The following is a 16,901-nucleotide window of genomic DNA, read 5'->3' on the forward strand; positions in this document are numbered from 1 at the left end:
TCGCCGACAGTTTATTCAATCGATCTTGGCGGTAGCAGTGAGCTCGGCTCTGCCACTCACTGCAGCACACGGATTGAGCAGTGAATACGACTTTTATTTTACGCGCCTAAGCTATGAATCGGGGAATTGGGAGGTTGACGAGCGTATGCCCGCTAACGTCCTCAATTCCTTGATTGAATACACCAGCCTGCGAGTTGATTTAACTGAGCGGGTGATTGCACTTTCTGACCCCACGATGCTCAGTTCGCCCTTTTGCTATATGGCTGGACACCGTTTGGTACAGTTCAATTCTCAAGAACGACAGCACTTCAAAACCTACGTGGAAAACGGCGGGTTTGTGTTTGTTGACGACTGTAACCACGACATAGACGGCATGTTTGCGCGCACATTTGAAGCGCAAATGGCCCAAATGTTTGGCGCAGAAGCATTGCAAAAAATCCCTAATGATCACCCTATTTACTCCTCTTTCTTCGAATTTGATGGTCCACCGCGTACCTCTGTTGAGTTGAATGGATGGGGCGATGATTTGGTTCATGAATACTTAAAAGCGATTGAGATAAACGGCCGTATTGCGGTGCTTTACAGTAATAAAGACTTAGGCTGCGAATGGGATTACGACTTCCGAAACAAACGTTGGTTAAGAGTCGATAACACCAAGTTTGCCGTCAACATTGTGGTCTACGCCATGACGGCCTAGCCTGAATAGAGTTTCAATTTTCAAATAAAACCAATAATAAAAATAAGAGATAGCCTCAAATGAATGAAGAACAAGTTAATGCTTTACTGGCTAAGTTAGACTTAGTTAGCGATGAGGTCGGTAAAGTGATAGTGGGCCAAAAAGATGTCGTCACGCAATTACTTGTTAGCATAATGGCAGGCGGTCACTGTTTGCTAGAAGGAGTACCTGGCCTAGCGAAAACGCTTATGGTAAGCACCTTGTCAGACACCTTAGAGCTGGATTTTAAACGAGTACAATTTACCCCTGATCTTATGCCAAGCGACATTGTGGGGACCGAAATTTTAGAAACCGATAAAAATAGTGGCGAACGCTTCTTTAAGTTCCAACAAGGTCCTGTGTTCACGAATATACTATTGGCCGACGAAATTAACCGAACCCCGGCAAAAACTCAGGCTGCGCTACTTGAGGCCATGCAAGAAAAACACGTGAGCTATGGTGGTAAACATTACCCCTTGCCGCGACCTTTCTTTGTTTTGGCAACTCAGAATCCTGTTGAACAAGCGGGCACATATCCCCTACCCGAAGCTCAGCTTGACCGTTTTTTAATGTTTATTAGAGTTGATTACCCAAGCTCGTTAGATGAGATAGAAATACTAAAACGAACGACCGGCACCTATGTTGCTAAGCCTGAGCAAACCTTGAATGCGGATGAGGTGATTGCTTTACAGGACCTCACTCGTCAAGTTGAAATTGGCGAGCCCTTATTACAGTATGTATCTGACTTAGTGCGCAGTACACGTACCGAAGGCGCCAGTATTGATGAAGTGATTGATTATGTGCGCTGGGGAGCTGGACCGAGAGCCGGACAAGCTTTAGTCCTTTGCGCTAAAGCCCAAGCGCTTTTGAACCATCGTTTTGCGGTGACAATAGCCGACATTCAAAGCATTGCCCACAGCGTATTACGACATAGAATTCTACTGAATTTCAAAGCCGAAGCTGAAGGCGTAACGACCAACACATTAATCGACGCTTTACTGAAAGCTGTACCGAAACCACAAAGCGCTCTGAGCTCTTAGTTTCAATTAAACCAAGTGCCTTGAACAGTCACCTTGAACAGATAACGCAACATTAGGATGCTTTGCTTTTTGTTATGCACACTTTAATCAATCCAGCTCTGCTAGCACAACTAAAGGACCTGCCGCTTGTTGCAAAAACAGTGGCTCAGGGTTTTTTATACGGCATGCATACAAGTCAACAGCGCGGCAGCGGCATGGAGTTTAGTCAATATAGGGCTTACGAGCCAGGTGATCCTCTTAGCAATATTGACTGGAAACTATTTGCGCGCAGTGATCGTTATTTTGTGCGCGAAGCAGAGCGCGAAAGTAATATTCAAGTGTGGTTTTTAATTGATGCAAGCGCGTCTATGTTGCAACAGTCTTCAGTTAGCGTAAAAGGCGCTTGGCATAAACTAGATTACGCTAAGCATTTAGTGGCAACTATGAGTTACTTAGCGCAGCAGCAGGGTGACTCTGTTGGTTTACTCGGTTTATCTAGTCATGCTGCAGAGCTATTGCCTGCTCATTCTGGCTATCAGCATTGGCAAAAGACAGTGCTGCATTTAGCAAAGCTTGAGTCAGGCACGATGTTCCCCTCACTCGATTTTATTCAGCAGCAACTGGCAAAGGTGCGCGAGCACGGCGTTATTATCATGCTGAGCGACTTCTATGAAAATCAAGATGAAATAATAGGGGCTTTGCAGCACTTGCAAAGTCCTAGAACAGACGTCATTGGCATGCAGCTTATCAGTCAAGATGAGCTGAGTTTCGCTTACAAAGGTCTTGTGCACTTTGAAGATAGAGAAAGCAAACAACGGCTTACTTTATCTGCAGCAGCCGCTAAAAAAGCGTATTTAGACAATTTGTCTAATTTTAACTTAGGCCTGCAAAATAAATTGCAAAGCATGGGTATTACTCACTATCAGGTCAACATAGATGAGCCTATGGATGCAACCTTGCGTCGCTTTCTAAAAGTACGAGCGAAATCTTTATGATTGGGTTATGGGTCTTTTTAGCCTTAGCAATACCTGTTGCGGTGCATATTTTTAGCCGCAGTGAAGGTAAAGTCGTTCCTTTTCCGTTTTTAGATCTATTGCCAAAACAAGCAGCGCCGAACGAATTACAAATTCAACTGCGGCAAAAATGGCTGTTACTGGTGCGCTTGTTGTTGGTCGCTAGCGCCTGCGCATTGTTAACATTAGCATTGCTCAGTGACTGGTGGTCTGAATCATGGTTAAAACAGTCTTTAGCCCAAGCATTATCCTTACCCTCTTCAGCGCCTACGCTGGTAATTACTCAAGACTGGTGGACACTCTCAAGCCCAGAAAGCCAACAAACTTTGCTGACGGCGTTAACTAGCGAGCAAAGTATTGCGCAAACTCAAGAAGTCATTCTTATTCATTATGCCAATGCAAAAGAAAAGATAAGCCGTGTAGATAAAAGCGATTTCATTAGCCTTGCACAGCAAAATAAAGTGTTTGCCCAAGCTGACACGGACATCGCTTGGAATGACGCCTTTAACAACAATAGCGACGCAGCAGGTAATGCCAGAAAACCCACTATGCAGCTAAGATTAATAGATAATATTTGGTCAATTGTTCACGCAATCTCGACTAACGTGCCAATAGATTCGCCTATTCACGTATACACCAGTAACCGGCATTCACAATTTATCGGTGTCCGACCTTATATTGAGCATGAGCTGCAGTGGCATATCAAGGGTCTGCCTGATGCTGATGCTACCGCCACCGAAAAAGCACCGATTCAGGTCGCCATCATTCGGACGGATCAGTTATCTAATTCTTCACAAACTTTATTTTTACTTGAGCAAGCACTTAGCGCCTTGGCCCTCATACATCCCATCGAGATTGATATTATTGAAGCAGATGCTGCTGATTATATGTTTGCTCAAGCAACGCCAGACAAAGCCAACTCAAGTCCTCCAACGGCTGACGACACCATTACACAAAATGAGAAGCGCAACGCTACAAATGCAAAACCGTTAAGCTATGTAAAATATGATGCCTTAATTGTCGATTTTGCGCTGAACCATACGACTAGCCTTCACCCCAATGCCGTTTCCTTATCGTCATTGCCGCCTCCTAACGAACTCGAGTTTATTGCTGCCTTAGGACAAGTTGTATTCGCAAAAAGACAGCGAGAATTAGCGCTGTTTAGCACGTCTATATTGAACGAAAAAATTGAGATGAACGATAAGTCTAGCGCAAGCGACGCAGCAATCGTATCGCCCCTAGCAAATCCGAATGAGCACCCTTTCCAACGCATTCTAATACTTGTTCTGCTCATTTTATTTGTGCTCGAGCGATTGATGAGTGAGTCACTTAAATTTGCCCAAACCACAGCCACGCTGAATGATAATGGCACGCTGAGCAAGAATGGATAGCATTTTGAATACTTACTCCGGTACTATCCAAGCACTAATTAATCCTCACCTAGAGGGGATTAAGCGCCAGCGCATGCAGCATTCGATAATAAAAGCGTGCAGGTATGGTATTCCAGCTAGTGCGATATTAGTCGCGCTGTATATCATTTTTTGGCCTGACGCCGTGGCTAAGCTTTCGGCACTAGGGCAAACCCTACTAAACAAACAAACTGTTGAGATATTATTTACATTGGTCCCAGCCTTAATGCTTTGGCTAGTGCTTTCAATTACCCTATTTGTCATTTACTTTCTTTATTTGTTGTATCGAAGAAAAGCCAGTCCGACATACTCAGAGTTGCTCCATCACTTAAATAGAGAATATCCAGCACTGGAAGAGAGTGCGCATTTGGCCCTGTTTGCGCCCAGCGATTTATCCGTATTACAGTCAATGCAATTACAGCGGGTTTTACCCTCGCTATTAAACATACTTGGGTCGTCTGAGCCTATATTGCAGCTAACGAGCAATCGTCAAAAAACGTTCATACGTCTGCTTTTTACAATCCTGGCGAGTGCTGTATTAGTGATTGGCGTTATTTCAGCCAATCATCAGGAATATTCATCAGAAAGCCCTGTGAACGTGAATGTGCCTAAGCAGAAAGTCGTTGCTAATTACTTACCTCAACTGATCGTTTCTGTTAATGCACCAAGTTACACGCAGCAACCCAGTTTTTCGCAAAGCGAATTAGATATTAACGTTCTGCAAGGCTCTGTCATTGAGTGGCTCATTCCACTTGATGATAACGAAGGGGTAGATAATAACGAAGGGGTAAATAATAACGCTGAATTTGAATTAACCTTAAGTAACGGAGACGTACTGCCGTTTGCAAGAATAGAGCGCGGTTACAGCTTAACTTATGTCGCTAATGCAGCAGCAGTTTATTCCATTATGCAATTCACACCCAGCGCCAACTTTTCAACCGATATTGCTACGCTAAGCGTTAAAATGGATGCAAAACCCGTCATCAAGATTAAACAACCCTTGTTAACAATTACCGAATTAGCCAAAAATAGCGTTCCGGTATTGAATACTGAGGTTGAAATATCCGACGACTACGGCTTGAGTAATGTCAAAATTGTTGCTTCCATCGCAAAAGGTTCTGGCGAGTCGGTAAAGTTTAGAGATCAAACATTTAGCTTTGATAGCTCTTCTCAGGATAGCTCTTCCGAAGATAGCGAGTCCCAGGTAGACGATAAAAATAGCTATGTAAAGCGTTGGGATCTGGCTGCCCTTGATATGTCACCAGGTGATGAACTGTATTTCAGTATTCATGCGAGTGACAACAAAACGCCTGAGTCACAAACAAGTATATCGCCAACAAGAATTGTTCGCTGGCTGGAAGACGAGCAGCAAGGCATTACAAGCGATGGCGTTGTAATTGACTTTATCCCCGAATATTTCAAAAGCCAACGACAAATTATTATTGAAACTGAAGCATTAATTGAGCAACAGGATTCAATGAGCACAGAAGTATTCAAGCGAACATCACGTGCACTCGCTATCGATCAATCCGACCTAAAGCAGTCTTATGGTCAATATTTAGGCGATGAGTTTGAATCGGGCGTTATGCATACCATGGAAGCGGGCCCGGCTGTCCCTAGCGCAGATGAACATGACCATTCAGACGAGGATGAAGGCGCTGGCAATGAAGAAAGTAACCATGACTCTGAACACTCACATGAAAGCGACAGCAGCGGAGGCGGCAACGACCAAGCCATTGACTTATCGGGTTATCAGCAAGTTATCGAACAATATGGTCATAATCACGGCGAAGTTGACATCGGTTTTATCAAAACATCCGAAGGACAGATCAATCCAAAAGTATTGATGAAACGCGCAGTAGCTGAAATGTGGCAAGCAGAATTGCATTTGCAGCTATCATCGCCTGCGCTTGCCTTACCTTATGAAAAGGAAGCGCTGAACTATTTGAATCGAGCCAAACAGGCAGAACGCATTTATGTAAAACGTTTAGGGTTCGAGCCGCCTCCAGTTAGCGAAGAGCGTCGTTACCAAGGAAAATTGAAGGATATATTGAGCTATCAGCGCAGCACTCAAGCCTCCTTGCCAGCCAATCTCAATACTAAAGTGCTCGCGTTTATGGCGGCTGTGAACCACGCAGTTACCCTGCAGCACGATCTGCAGCACGACAATTTGCAAAAAAAACTCTCGCCCAGTGAGCGACAGACCGTTGATGACATGGCACAGTTACTAACAGACCGTTTGAATCAGTCACCTGAATGGGTAGAACAGTTAGCGACGATAAAACGCATCCAAATGGCAAATTCATTTGCCCTTGATAATTGTGAAGCCTGCCTGCCAAACCTCATGGTCGATTTAAACACATTATTATCTACCCAAATTGCGCCACCGTTGCTGCGTCAAAGTGCTCTCTCAACGCAGAATGCTGCAAGCAAGGCATACTCAGAGATGTTGCTGCAGCTCAGCCCGGCCCCAAGTCAGGAGCCTAATCGATGAGTCATTGGTTTTTATCTGGCTTCAATATTGTAATAGTCGCCATTGTACTTATTAGCCTTTTATTTACCTGTGCGCTTGCCTTAAAGAGACTCAAGCAAAACTCAGCCTTGCGCCGGATATCGGTCGTCGTTCTTAATATTGTGGCTTGTTTTTCGCTGCTAGCTTTAGTGCTTGGCGTTTCATATCAAACGAAGGAACCCCTGCATATTGCTTTGCTCACGCAAAATGCCGACGAGCAAGCAATAGAAGCACTGCAGCTTGAGGATGAATCTTTACATTGGGTATTATTAAACACTCAAGAAGATAAATGGATAAAGACGCTACTTTCCGCTCAAGGAGAAAATACATACATTGAAGATATTGCGCAATTGCCCTTGTATTACCCTGATATATCCCATTTGACAATCTTGGGAGACGGCTTGTCGAGTAACGAGTGGGCGCTATTGAATGCTCAATACGCAGGTATTGAAGAAAGCAGCAGGCCTGTTATACAAACAGCGGCATATTCCCCTACGCTAGGTTTAGTCGACATGCGATGGCCTGCTCAGCTTGTAGTCGCAGAATCTGGTCAAATAAGCGGTCGTGTTCAAGGCTATATTGCATCGCCCAGTACACTATACAAATTAAGCTTAAAAGACCCATTCGATCAAGAAATTGAGTCTGTGTTGTTATCTGACAATGAAGCCTTTTCATTCGATATTAGCGCCGACGTATTAGGACAATGGAAATATTCACTAACGCTAACGGAGCGAAGTAAGCCAAGCGTAAAGATTGAAGAACAAGTGGCGATTCAAATTATAAATGCAGCCCCCGTTAAAATAATGATTAAGCAATCAGCGCCCTCATTTGAAAGTAAACACTTACAAATATTAGTCAGTGAAACGGGAGGAAAAGTACTTACACTGACTAAAATAAGTAAAAATAAAGATATCAGACAGGAGATTAATCTTAGCGAGGCAGACAAGATCTTAGTCAATGATGCGTTTTCTGAACAGGCTCTCGGTTTCTTTGATTTCCTCATAATAGATCAGTTGGCCTTGAGTGAATTAAGTGCAGCGCAAAATGTAGCGCTCGAGTCAGCAATTAAAAAAGGCTTAGGGGTATTGGTGCAGGCTCAAACACAGCAAATACCGAAATGGCAGAGCGAGAAGAAAAATTGGCTACGCGACATTGTGCTAACAACAAACAACGATGAAACGCAGCCTGCCGAATATTTAAGATGGGACCAACAGCAGTTAGACGTGCCGCTGAGCAGCATTAATGCCAACATACTCGCACCTAATGCTAAACAAGTGGTGTCGACTCAAAATGATAGGGCCTTAGTGCTCACTCAAGAATACGGTCAAGGGAAGGTAGCGGTTTCTTTAATCAACACTTCTTACACATTAAAAACTCAGGGCAACGCTGACTTACACAGCCAGTACTGGCAATGGTTATTTAGCCAAATCAGTCGCACGAAAAGTAACTTACAGTGGAAAGAAAATATAATTACGTCACCTATCGTAGCGCGCGAAACTCAGCGAGCATGCGTGCTAAACGCAGCGCAAAACACCCAATTCAATTTGACCCAAGCTTTGGCATCTGGCCCTATCGCAGCCAATGAGCAGCTGCTTGACGTAAATTCTCTTTGCGTGAGATATTCACCTCAAGCAGCAGGTTGGTACAATTTGACAGCTACGAATGGTGAAACTGACTCAGCATCCATTGCCTATTTCGCTTATGAGCAAACACAATGGCGAACATGGCAGCAATCGATTCGCTATCGCATCACGCAAGAGAATAAACAGCACTACAGCATAAAGACTACAGTGCCTCCTACTCGGACATTATTGATTCAAGCTCTATGGTTTTGGGCAATGCTATTGGCGGCGTTCAGCATGCTATGGGTTGAGCGAAAACAGTTTTTTGGATAAAAGTGAAGCATTTATAAGCAAAAACTTTGACCAAGAAACAAACTCCCCCCTCGGCAACGTTTAAGCTTTAACAATAATCCTAGGGTCGTAAACTTGATTGGGGCAACTCTCTACGATGACGTCGTAATCATAATTGCCGTCTCCAGCCTCAATTTTACATTGAATTTTTTTATTGTTGCCTGATTTGAATTTACAATTGTCCTTGAAGGGAGAAGTACCTTTAAATTTCAATTCAAATCGGGTGTCAGCACTGATCATCCAGCTGACAAATTTTTGGTCGCGCATACAGACACAGTCTTTACCATTTTTTCCGCAATTACCTGCAAACTCACTGCCTTCGCAGTTATCTACCGGCGAAATTAAATTAACGGATGAAGCGCAGCCCGAAGCATTTACTTCTATCATTAATTCTTGATTGTTTTTCTTTATATCCCCAGCATTTGCAACGCCCACTGCAAGCAGGCTAATGAACACAAAGGCGACTACACTTATTAATTTTGTAACACGTTGAATAGACATAATAATTCCTTTTTGTAATGTAACGTAAATAAACAACTATTTTTTGTTTTATCTTTTTCGTAACTATATTTTGTTACTTAAATTTGTAATTTACATCGCTATTATTTATTAGCTATTACTACCTTTCATTTAACGCATTTCTAATATTTGCTTATGATAACGACCAAACTGATGGTCACTAAGCAATAGTCTCGCTGAATACCCAGACGATAAGGTTTTTTGCAAAAAAGTGATGACTTGCTTTGTTGTTCCGCAATTTCCCGCTACCAAAGCTAAATCATAGAATGTATATGGGTCATCAAGTCCAGCTTTCTCTATTACAGATAGGGCGCTGTTAGCTTGCTCACACATGCCTAACTCGGACCGATATCTCGCAATGCTCGCTTTGATAGTAATGTCATTCGGGTTGATTTGTTCATTTTCTTTGGCTAGTTCGAGAGCCTCCTGATAATACGCTTTTGCAGTGTTGTTTAAATTCCCGGCATACTTAAATGCATCAGCTAAATTACCTTTTACTATGAAATCAGCAGGATTAAGCTCAATCGCCTCTTGATACATTTCTATAGCTTCATCAAATCGTTTAGCTAAAAATAACGACGTCCCTAGGTTGCTGTAAACGTTTGAACTTGGCCTGATTTTTATCGCTTTGCGCCAGCTGTCTGTAGCTTTGTCAAACTCAGTGTCCAAATAGTAAGCCGCACCTAGATTATTAAATGCTGCCTCACTGTTTGGTTGCAAGACGCTTTGCTTGTAGAACTGCAGACTAGCATCAAAATATTGACCTGAACTAAAAAGATAGACCCCGTATTCAGCATATGCTCGCCAGTAACCAGGCTCAGCATTAATTGCCTGTATAAAAAGCTGTTCGGCTGCGGCTGGTTTATCGAGCTTTGCCAACGTTTTTGCAAGACCCATTAAGCCCAAACTATTATTCGGTTGAAGCTGCAGCCCTTTACCAAAAGATTGCTCTGCAAAGTCATACTCACCAGAGCTGAAATAAAGAGAACCGAGGGTAAAATAAGAATCAGGCCCACTGCCCTTGTTATCGATGCTCTGTTGGCAGCTCTGCTTTGCTAATTCAAATATTCTGATAATTTTAACTAACGAGTAATACTCTAAATAAGTTTGACATAAACCCACTCGTGCAAGCGCAAATTGGCTATCCCTTTTAATGGCTTTCAAGAATAGATCTTCCACCTCTTTTAACTGATCCTCGCTGTAAGCATCTTTTAAAAGCGCTTTAGCTCGCACGTAGAAATCATAAGCAGCGATATCGTTTGTGGGTCTAAATTGCATAATAGACTTTTCGCTTTGCGGAATTAAAAAAGTCAGTGCGTTGTAAACTTGCTGAGAAATGCCGTCTATTAAATGAAGTTTATCTGCAAGTGAATTTGTATGATTAGCTGACCAAATCTGAAGGCCACTCTCGCTATCGATCAGGCTAGTCGTAATTTTTACATTATCCTCTTGTTGATGAATAACTCCCTCGAGAACATACTTAGCGCCAGTCCAATCTCTGATATTTTGGAGCGATGTACTCTCTGGCAAAGACGATAGTACCCTTTCGGAAACTACCTTAATATTCACTGATTGTGATAAGAACGCTAACAGCTCAGACTGGATAACAGCATCAAGGTTTTCAGACGACTCATTCCCCAGATATTTAAATAGCATGACCGCAACCGCATTATTTAAAAACTGGGCCTTTATTCTTGGGTTTGCCACTGTTTTAATAGGTTCAGCCGTTGCTGCTTCTATTGCCTGCTTGCTTAAAAATGCGCTAAATGCAACGCAACATACCAAGAGTATCGAAATAAACGCCAAGTCTCGGTACGCATAAATTGATACTTCTTTGTTACTAATTTGACTGTTATTTTTCCGCAAAAAATACTTTCGCAGCTTATATTCAGCCCACCAGTTATAGGCCAGAACTAAAGGAAGCCCAATGATTAAAATGACGAGTGCTACCTTGTCTAACCATTTAGCGACGTCAATAACGGGAATGGTTACCGCAATCACCTGCATTAATACCCAAGACATAACGATATATGTGCCTGCGACCTTCAACATGCGGCTCTTGCGCCAGTAGTCGATACCGCCGAAAATACGCCCTGACTTACCTCGTGTTTGCTTTGGGTCAGCATCTAAATACGCGGCGGTGCGAAGAGCCTCAGTTGACAATATATTTTCATTCAGTGGCTGTGCATGCACCAACAAGCGATAACCTCTTCGCGGAAGCGTTTGAATATATGCAGGGCATTGAGTGTGGTCGTCAAGTAGGTGTCTCAATTCGGTAATAACCGAACTTAAACTAGAGTTAGATGTGCACTCTTCCCCCCATACATATCCTAAAATAGCTTTGCGACTCAGCACATGACCAGAGCAGCAGCTCAGGATAAACAGCACTTCCATAGCCTTAGGACTGGCATGGTGATGTTCTTGGTTTCTAACAACAACACCTTTATTCGGAAAGACCATAATTTCATCCAACATAAAGCCGTCTCTGAGCGACGGTTCTATTTTTATATCAGAAAAACTATCAATAAATGACAGAGGGTTATCGGTCATACTTTACTCATATTTAGTCTATTTTTTAAGCAGTACTAATTTAGAATAGACCCTCTGCGTGATCTATGCAACAAGTTGGAATTATTAACTAATTTTGAAACTGTTGATTCACTTCTTGAATAGCTTGCTATAAATAAAGCGCAAGATTTTGCTAAACCAGCTTCGTCCCAAATTTCTTTCAATTGGCTTACGTCCAAACGATAACAGTAGTGTTCTTAAAGGATGGTTTTTAACACGAGTTTTAACACGCACTTGATTTAACAAAAATAGCCCCAAACTCTTATAGTCGAACACCGAGCATGCGTTTGTTTTTGTGTGGCTTTAAACAAGGTGGGCATCCACAATCGCGATGAAACTAACAGACTAAAATAAAAGGACGAGCAAATGATTGCAGATCAAAAAGTAGTATCGTTAAACTTCACGGTAAAAGATTCAGAAGAGCAGATTATTGATAGCTCAGAAGGTGGTGCACCCTTGGTTTACCTACATGGACAAAAGAACATTATTCCCGGTTTAGAAGCCGCTCTCGAGGGCAAAGCAATTGGCGATGAATTTGATGTTACCATTGAGCCAGCAGAAGGCTACGGTGATTACAACGAAGAAATTTTACAAGTAATGCCCAAGGAGGCATTTCAGGGTGTTGAAACAATTGAACCTGGCATGGTATTTACCGCACAAACACAGAAGGGCCCAGTACAATTGGCAGTTACAAAAATTGAGGGTGAAGAGGTGACGGTTGATCCAAACCATCCTTTAGCAGGAAAGACTTTGAACTTTACCGGCTCAGTAATCGAAGTGCGAGATGCAACAGAGGAAGAGCTAGCTCATGGTCATGTGCATGGCGAGGGTGGTCATCAGCACTAGGCGATAAAAAAGCCTAGAGTTGTTCTCTTGTAAAACATAAATGGCGGGTTGGTTGCATGTTGGCAACCAACCCGCGCTTCGCCAATCTTATGGACAAGCGGTACCAAAAGTATGAGGACCATCTGTAAAAGCACATCCAAATTCTGGATCTGCGACGGCTGCAGGGTCTAGAAAATCATCCCCTTGAGGTTTATCACCTAACTCTACCCACTGCACCAAGTCAATAAAAGCCCTTGAAAACTCTGCAGGGGTAAAATCACAGTGTAAAACACCGCGCACTGCTCTTTGCACGAGTAAGTTACTTTTTCCCTTTGCGCGAACGTTTTCAGCATAGACAACTTCATTGAGTACAGGGACAAAAAGGTCACCAAGATTATGTAGGGTCAACACAGGGATGTTGATATCGCCAGAAATTCGCGGTACCTGAGCAAGACCATTAGACCTGCGGGTTTGCGGGGCTGCAGCTACGCGCGCTATATTGTCATTCAAATCTTGCTCAGCTGCAGTGAGGCTTGGGTCATTGTCGAATTGATAGATAGTATTAATATTCTGGGTAGCAGCACCTGGGGCACGCGGTAAACTACCGTCGCCAAGCCCAAGCTCAAACAAGAAGTTACCACCACCTGTTGCGCTTGGAATGCTGTTCCAGAACGCAAACGCCTCATCAAAGTTAGGCCGCTCACCGCCTGAACGCTGCTCTACCAAGTCTTTGTGTTGTTGACCTTGTGCATTAAGAATGAATGGCCATGAACCAGGAACAGCCCCTAGCCCCGCTTTTATTGCTGGGACTGTTACACCTATATATTCTGCATCTACTACTGGGAACCCCGAATTACCGGTGCCAAGTTGCTGCGCAGCGAGATTAAAATCAAGAAAATAATCAAATAAGGCATAATCCCCAATAGCGCCACATACTGGCAATGCGCCATCAAAGGTATTTGGATACTGTTCAATTGCCACTGCGGTGATATGTCCACCCATTGACGCGCCTGTCATATAAACTTTATTAGGCTTTGAAACTATACCGTTAAAGCGTTTGAGCAATGCATGCGTACTTTGCACACCGCTGGTTATGTCATAGTCGTTTCGATCATAGCTTGACGCGGCCCAAGCATAGCCTTGGGAAATAAGGAGATCGCGCAGCGGATGATTGTCTACGGTAAGTTCTAAGCCGGTTCCTCGAAAGCCGTGAGCCCACATAACCAAATCACCATTCCAATTATCAGGAACTTCAATACGATAGCCGGCACGAGCGTGTACCCCCCAATAGGCGGTTGCATTCGACTTCGCTTCGAAGGGAAGCTCAGCTTCATCGACAAAATATTTAGGTGGTGGTGCGGCACTGGCTACTGAGGTACCGAACATGAAAATCAAAGTCAGCATCATGGCGCTGACTACTGGTTTCTTTGTTGTTTGTTTTAGAGCTTTGAAGCATGCTTCAACTAAAGCAGATGGGTGTACTTTTTTATTCACTTTTTATCGTCCTTTGAGTTTTTTGTACCCATTGACTATAGACACTAAAAATTAATTTGCGAATTAAATTTACAATAAATGCAATTAATTAACATCTTGAAAACATTAGAATGGAATTAAACGAACTGCAGGAGATCACATAATTAAAATAAAATAAAAAATAAAAATGATTTATTGGGAATAAATCTCTCTGCTTATCCGTTAGTTGATTAGAAAGTCATGTAAGCCGAGTAAAGCGAGCTGTGAAATTACCCTGTGAAGTATTTCATCTTTCCACTTTCTTTATAAGGTGAGTCGTTGTTTTTACAACACTAGTTATTAATAAGGAACAGACAATGGAAATTCAAAAGAAACATATATTTGGCACGATGGTTGTTACCTCAATGCTATATGCTTGCGGTGGCGGTTCAGATACTGCTGTTGACCCAATTGCACCAATCAGCGCAAATGGTGCTCTTCAGTTATCAATCAAGGGCTTGCCTTCGGGAGCCGACTCTACCGTACTGGTAACGGGTCCAGAAGGATACACCAGTGACGTAAACGGTGATGCTACTTTATCTGACTTACTGCCTGGCACTTATACGGTGACCGCAGATCCCGTTGTGGCACAAAATGCCGAGTTCGATGTTATTCCCGCCAGTATTTCATTTACTGTCACTGCGAATAATACGACGGTCCAAGAACTCATCTATATGACTGATATTCAAAGTAAAGGCGTTATTACCAATTTTGGTAGTGTTTATGTGAACGGCGTACGCTTTTCGACCGATGATACAACCATCTCGACTGATGATAATGATGATGCCAGTGAAGACGACTTGGACGTAGGCATGAACGTCACTGTAAAAGGCCGTAAAACGGCAGACGGTTCTATTAGTACCGCTAGTCATATTGATTATAATGTGCATGCCGAAGGGCCGATAGAGTCGATTTCCTTGAGTGATAATCAGATAGTCGTGCTTGGTCAGGTTTATCAAGTAGATTCGCGCACCGTTTTTGAAGATAAGCTATTTAGTGAATTAAAAGTAGCCGATGTAGTTGAAATTAGTGCCATAAAAAGCGCTGATGAGACATGGTTAGCCACACATATTGAGACCTCCGATGCAGCAGATACGTATAAGTTGATTGGCGAAATCGCTAACCTTGACGAAAGCGGCCAAACCTTCAATGTCGGCAGCGTGTCGGTTGATTTTTCCCAAGCAGTTATTGAAGGCACCCTCGCCAATGGCGCTTTAGTCAAGATATCCTCAGCACAAGGCTTAGTAGATGGGGTCATCGTTGCTGATGAAGTTGAGCTTAAGGACGACAATAGCAATTCCGACAAATTAGCGTTGGATGGGATTATTAGCAGCCTATCAGAGACTCAATTCGTAATCGCTGGAAAAACAGTGCAGTGGGATGAGAATACCCAATTTAGAGCTGGTAATAGCGATGATCTGAATGTTGGTATTAGGGTTAAAATAGAAGGGACAGAGCTGGACGGAAATCTAGTCGCCAGCGTTATTCGTTTCGATAAGCAAGGCGAGATAGAAGTTAAAGGGGTGATACAAGCGATTGACCTTGAGAGCAATACCCTCACCGTGTTGGACACAGTATTCTTAGTGGATGAATATAGCCAATTAAAAGATGACTCAGACTTGGACATCAGACGTTTTCGCTTAGACCTTCTTAGTATTGGAGACTTAGTTGAAATAGAGGCTTTTTCAAACGGTGATAACCTTATCGTTAAAACCTTAGAACGTGAAGAAACCGATGCATCACGAAATAACGACGATGCTGAGGCCGAAATTAAAGGCCAAGTGATAGCAATTGATGGGCAAACCATTGAACTGCAGGGCGCAATAGTGACAACTGGTCAGTTTACTGAATATGAATTGGGTGATTCAGATGTTTCTGCAGACGTGTTCTTTGCGCAGTTGCTTGCGGGTGATTGGATAGAAGTGGAAGGTATTAAACAAGCAGACGGCAGCATCTTAGCTACCGACATTGAAACAAGTCGTGCAAATGGTGACAATGGTGATGATGAGTCTGGCGGTGTCGAGTTTTCTGGGCTTATTTCAAGTTTCGACTCGGTTGAATCCTTTACGGTTAACGGTCGCTTAATTACGACTGATGAACGCACTGTTTTTAAAGGCACTGCCTTTACAACCATTGCTGAAGGCGTAAGAGTTGAAGTTTATGGGCGTGAAGCGGACAATGGCGATATCCTTGCCACTCGCATCAAAATGGAAGACAACGATCACAGTGATGATTACTCCGTTGAAATCGAAGGAGCACTTGAAGCTGACGCTGAAAATGGTCGATTAATCATTAATCAACAAACCGTGTTTTTCGATGTTTCTACCCAAATTTCAGATGGCAGCGAAGCGGACTTACTTCAAGGCACCTATGTTGAGATAAAAGCGAGCGTAGATGAAAACGGTACCCTATTTGCACTTAAAATTGAGATTGAAGATGGCGATGAGCAAAATAGTGCAGATGTTGAAGGGACCATTTCTGAATTACTCGACAATGGAGAAATCGTGGTTGAAGGCATTACCATTGTGCTAAATGAAATGACTGAATTTGAAAATGGCAACATTAGTCGTATTGAAGTTGGCGCCTATGTTGAGGTTGAAGGGCAGTTTAATGAGCAACAAAAGCTAGTCGCCAGAAAGATAGAGTTTTCTGATTCAGATGAATCTGAAATAGAAGGACGTATTAGCGCAGTACTCAGTGAGACTCAGTTTACTCTCGGAGACATTGTCATAGAGCATAATCAATACACTGCTTTCGAATATGGCTCTGCATCAGATATTTCGGTCGGCGTTGAAGTGGAGGTAGACGGTTTTGTCAATGATGAGGGTATTTTCATCGCTGAAAAAATCGAATTCCAAGAGGATTAAAGTAAACCTTGCTATAGCCCTAGCCGATA

At 43.0% G+C, this 16,901-nt stretch carries 11 protein-coding genes; 8 read left to right on the top strand and 3 right to left on the bottom strand.

The window, feature by feature from the left end; translation table 11 throughout:
- Positions 1–37 precede the first annotated feature (37 nt).
- From GNIT_RS14280 to GNIT_RS14305, 6 genes are all read left to right on the top strand, one after another.
- Positions 38–697: a DUF4159 domain-containing protein gene (locus tag GNIT_RS14280; RefSeq protein WP_014109979.1), complete on the top strand. Its 660-nt coding sequence runs from the start codon at positions 38–40 to the stop codon at positions 695–697.
- 59 nt (positions 698–756) lie between these two features.
- Positions 757–1,755 (top strand): AAA family ATPase, encoded by a 999-nt coding sequence (locus tag GNIT_RS14285; protein ID WP_014109980.1) that lies wholly within the window; start codon positions 757–759, stop codon positions 1,753–1,755.
- A 74-nt stretch (positions 1,756–1,829) separates the two neighbouring features.
- A complete protein-coding gene (locus GNIT_RS14290) occupies positions 1,830–2,729 on the top strand; it encodes a DUF58 domain-containing protein (protein ID WP_041246452.1) in 900 nt (299 codons plus the stop codon).
- Positions 2,726–4,138: a BatA domain-containing protein gene (locus tag GNIT_RS14295; RefSeq protein WP_014109982.1), complete on the top strand. Its 1,413-nt coding sequence runs from the start codon at positions 2,726–2,728 to the stop codon at positions 4,136–4,138. Before GNIT_RS14290 ends, GNIT_RS14295 begins: the two co-directional genes overlap by 4 nt.
- On the top strand, positions 4,131–6,650 hold the full coding sequence (locus GNIT_RS14300; protein WP_014109983.1) for a hypothetical protein: 2,520 nt from the start codon (positions 4,131–4,133) through the stop codon (positions 6,648–6,650). Before GNIT_RS14295 ends, GNIT_RS14300 begins: the two co-directional genes overlap by 8 nt.
- Positions 6,647–8,563 (top strand): hypothetical protein, encoded by a 1,917-nt coding sequence (locus tag GNIT_RS14305; protein ID WP_014109984.1) that lies wholly within the window; start codon positions 6,647–6,649, stop codon positions 8,561–8,563. The genes GNIT_RS14300 and GNIT_RS14305 overlap by 4 nt, the downstream gene beginning before the upstream one ends.
- A 60-nt stretch (positions 8,564–8,623) precedes the next feature.
- Here GNIT_RS14305 and GNIT_RS14310 read toward each other — a convergent pair whose 3' ends face one another.
- Both GNIT_RS14310 and GNIT_RS14315 read right to left on the bottom strand, forming a co-directional pair.
- The gene (locus GNIT_RS14310; RefSeq protein ID WP_014109985.1) at positions 8,624–9,082 is read right to left on the bottom strand and encodes a hypothetical protein; all 459 of its coding nucleotides are present in this window, start codon (positions 9,080–9,082) and stop codon (positions 8,624–8,626) included.
- A 129-nt stretch (positions 9,083–9,211) separates the two neighbouring features.
- On the bottom strand, positions 9,212–11,650 hold the full coding sequence (locus GNIT_RS14315; protein WP_014109986.1) for a tetratricopeptide repeat protein: 2,439 nt from the start codon (positions 11,648–11,650) through the stop codon (positions 9,212–9,214).
- 384 nt (positions 11,651–12,034) lie between these two features.
- Here GNIT_RS14315 and GNIT_RS14320 point away from each other — a divergent pair, with 384 nt between their 5' ends.
- Positions 12,035–12,514 carry an FKBP-type peptidyl-prolyl cis-trans isomerase gene (locus GNIT_RS14320; RefSeq protein WP_014109987.1) on the top strand — a complete coding sequence of 160 codons (480 nt, stop codon included), beginning with the start codon at positions 12,035–12,037 and terminating at the stop codon, positions 12,512–12,514.
- An 87-nt stretch (positions 12,515–12,601) separates the two neighbouring features.
- Here the strand turns inward: GNIT_RS14320 and GNIT_RS14325 are convergent, their stop codons facing one another.
- On the bottom strand, positions 12,602–13,987 hold the full coding sequence (locus GNIT_RS14325) for a prolyl oligopeptidase family serine peptidase (protein ID WP_049786942.1): 1,386 nt from the start codon (positions 13,985–13,987) through the stop codon (positions 12,602–12,604).
- A 335-nt stretch (positions 13,988–14,322) separates the two neighbouring features.
- Between GNIT_RS14325 and GNIT_RS14330 the strand changes: the two genes are divergently transcribed.
- A complete protein-coding gene (locus tag GNIT_RS14330) occupies positions 14,323–16,872 on the top strand; it encodes a DUF5666 domain-containing protein (protein WP_014109990.1) in 2,550 nt (849 codons plus the stop codon).
- The last annotated feature ends 29 nt before the right edge of the window (positions 16,873–16,901 follow it).

The sequence above is a fragment of the Glaciecola nitratireducens FR1064 genome, assembly GCF_000226565.1.
GTDB lineage: Bacteria > Pseudomonadota > Gammaproteobacteria > Enterobacterales > Alteromonadaceae > Glaciecola > Glaciecola nitratireducens.

Bases quoted from the DNA above. Each gene is read 5' to 3' on its own strand.
- GNIT_RS14295 (WP_014109982.1), top strand. From the start codon at position 2,726: ATGATTGGGTTATGGGTCTTTTTAGCCTTAGCAATACCTGTTGCGGTG.
- GNIT_RS14305 (WP_014109984.1), top strand. From the start codon at position 6,647: ATGAGTCATTGGTTTTTATCTGGCTTCAATATTGTAATAGTCGCCATT.
- GNIT_RS14300 (WP_014109983.1), top strand. From the start codon at position 4,131: ATGGATAGCATTTTGAATACTTACTCCGGTACTATCCAAGCACTAATT.
- GNIT_RS14310 (WP_014109985.1), bottom strand. From the start codon at position 9,082: ATGTCTATTCAACGTGTTACAAAATTAATAAGTGTAGTCGCCTTTGTG.
- GNIT_RS14315 (WP_014109986.1), bottom strand. From the start codon at position 11,650: ATGACCGATAACCCTCTGTCATTTATTGATAGTTTTTCTGATATAAAA.
- GNIT_RS14320 (WP_014109987.1), top strand. From the start codon at position 12,035: ATGATTGCAGATCAAAAAGTAGTATCGTTAAACTTCACGGTAAAAGAT.
- GNIT_RS14290 (WP_041246452.1), top strand. From the start codon at position 1,830: ATGCACACTTTAATCAATCCAGCTCTGCTAGCACAACTAAAGGACCTG.
- GNIT_RS14285 (WP_014109980.1), top strand. From the start codon at position 757: ATGAATGAAGAACAAGTTAATGCTTTACTGGCTAAGTTAGACTTAGTT.
- GNIT_RS14330 (WP_014109990.1), top strand. From the start codon at position 14,323: ATGGAAATTCAAAAGAAACATATATTTGGCACGATGGTTGTTACCTCA.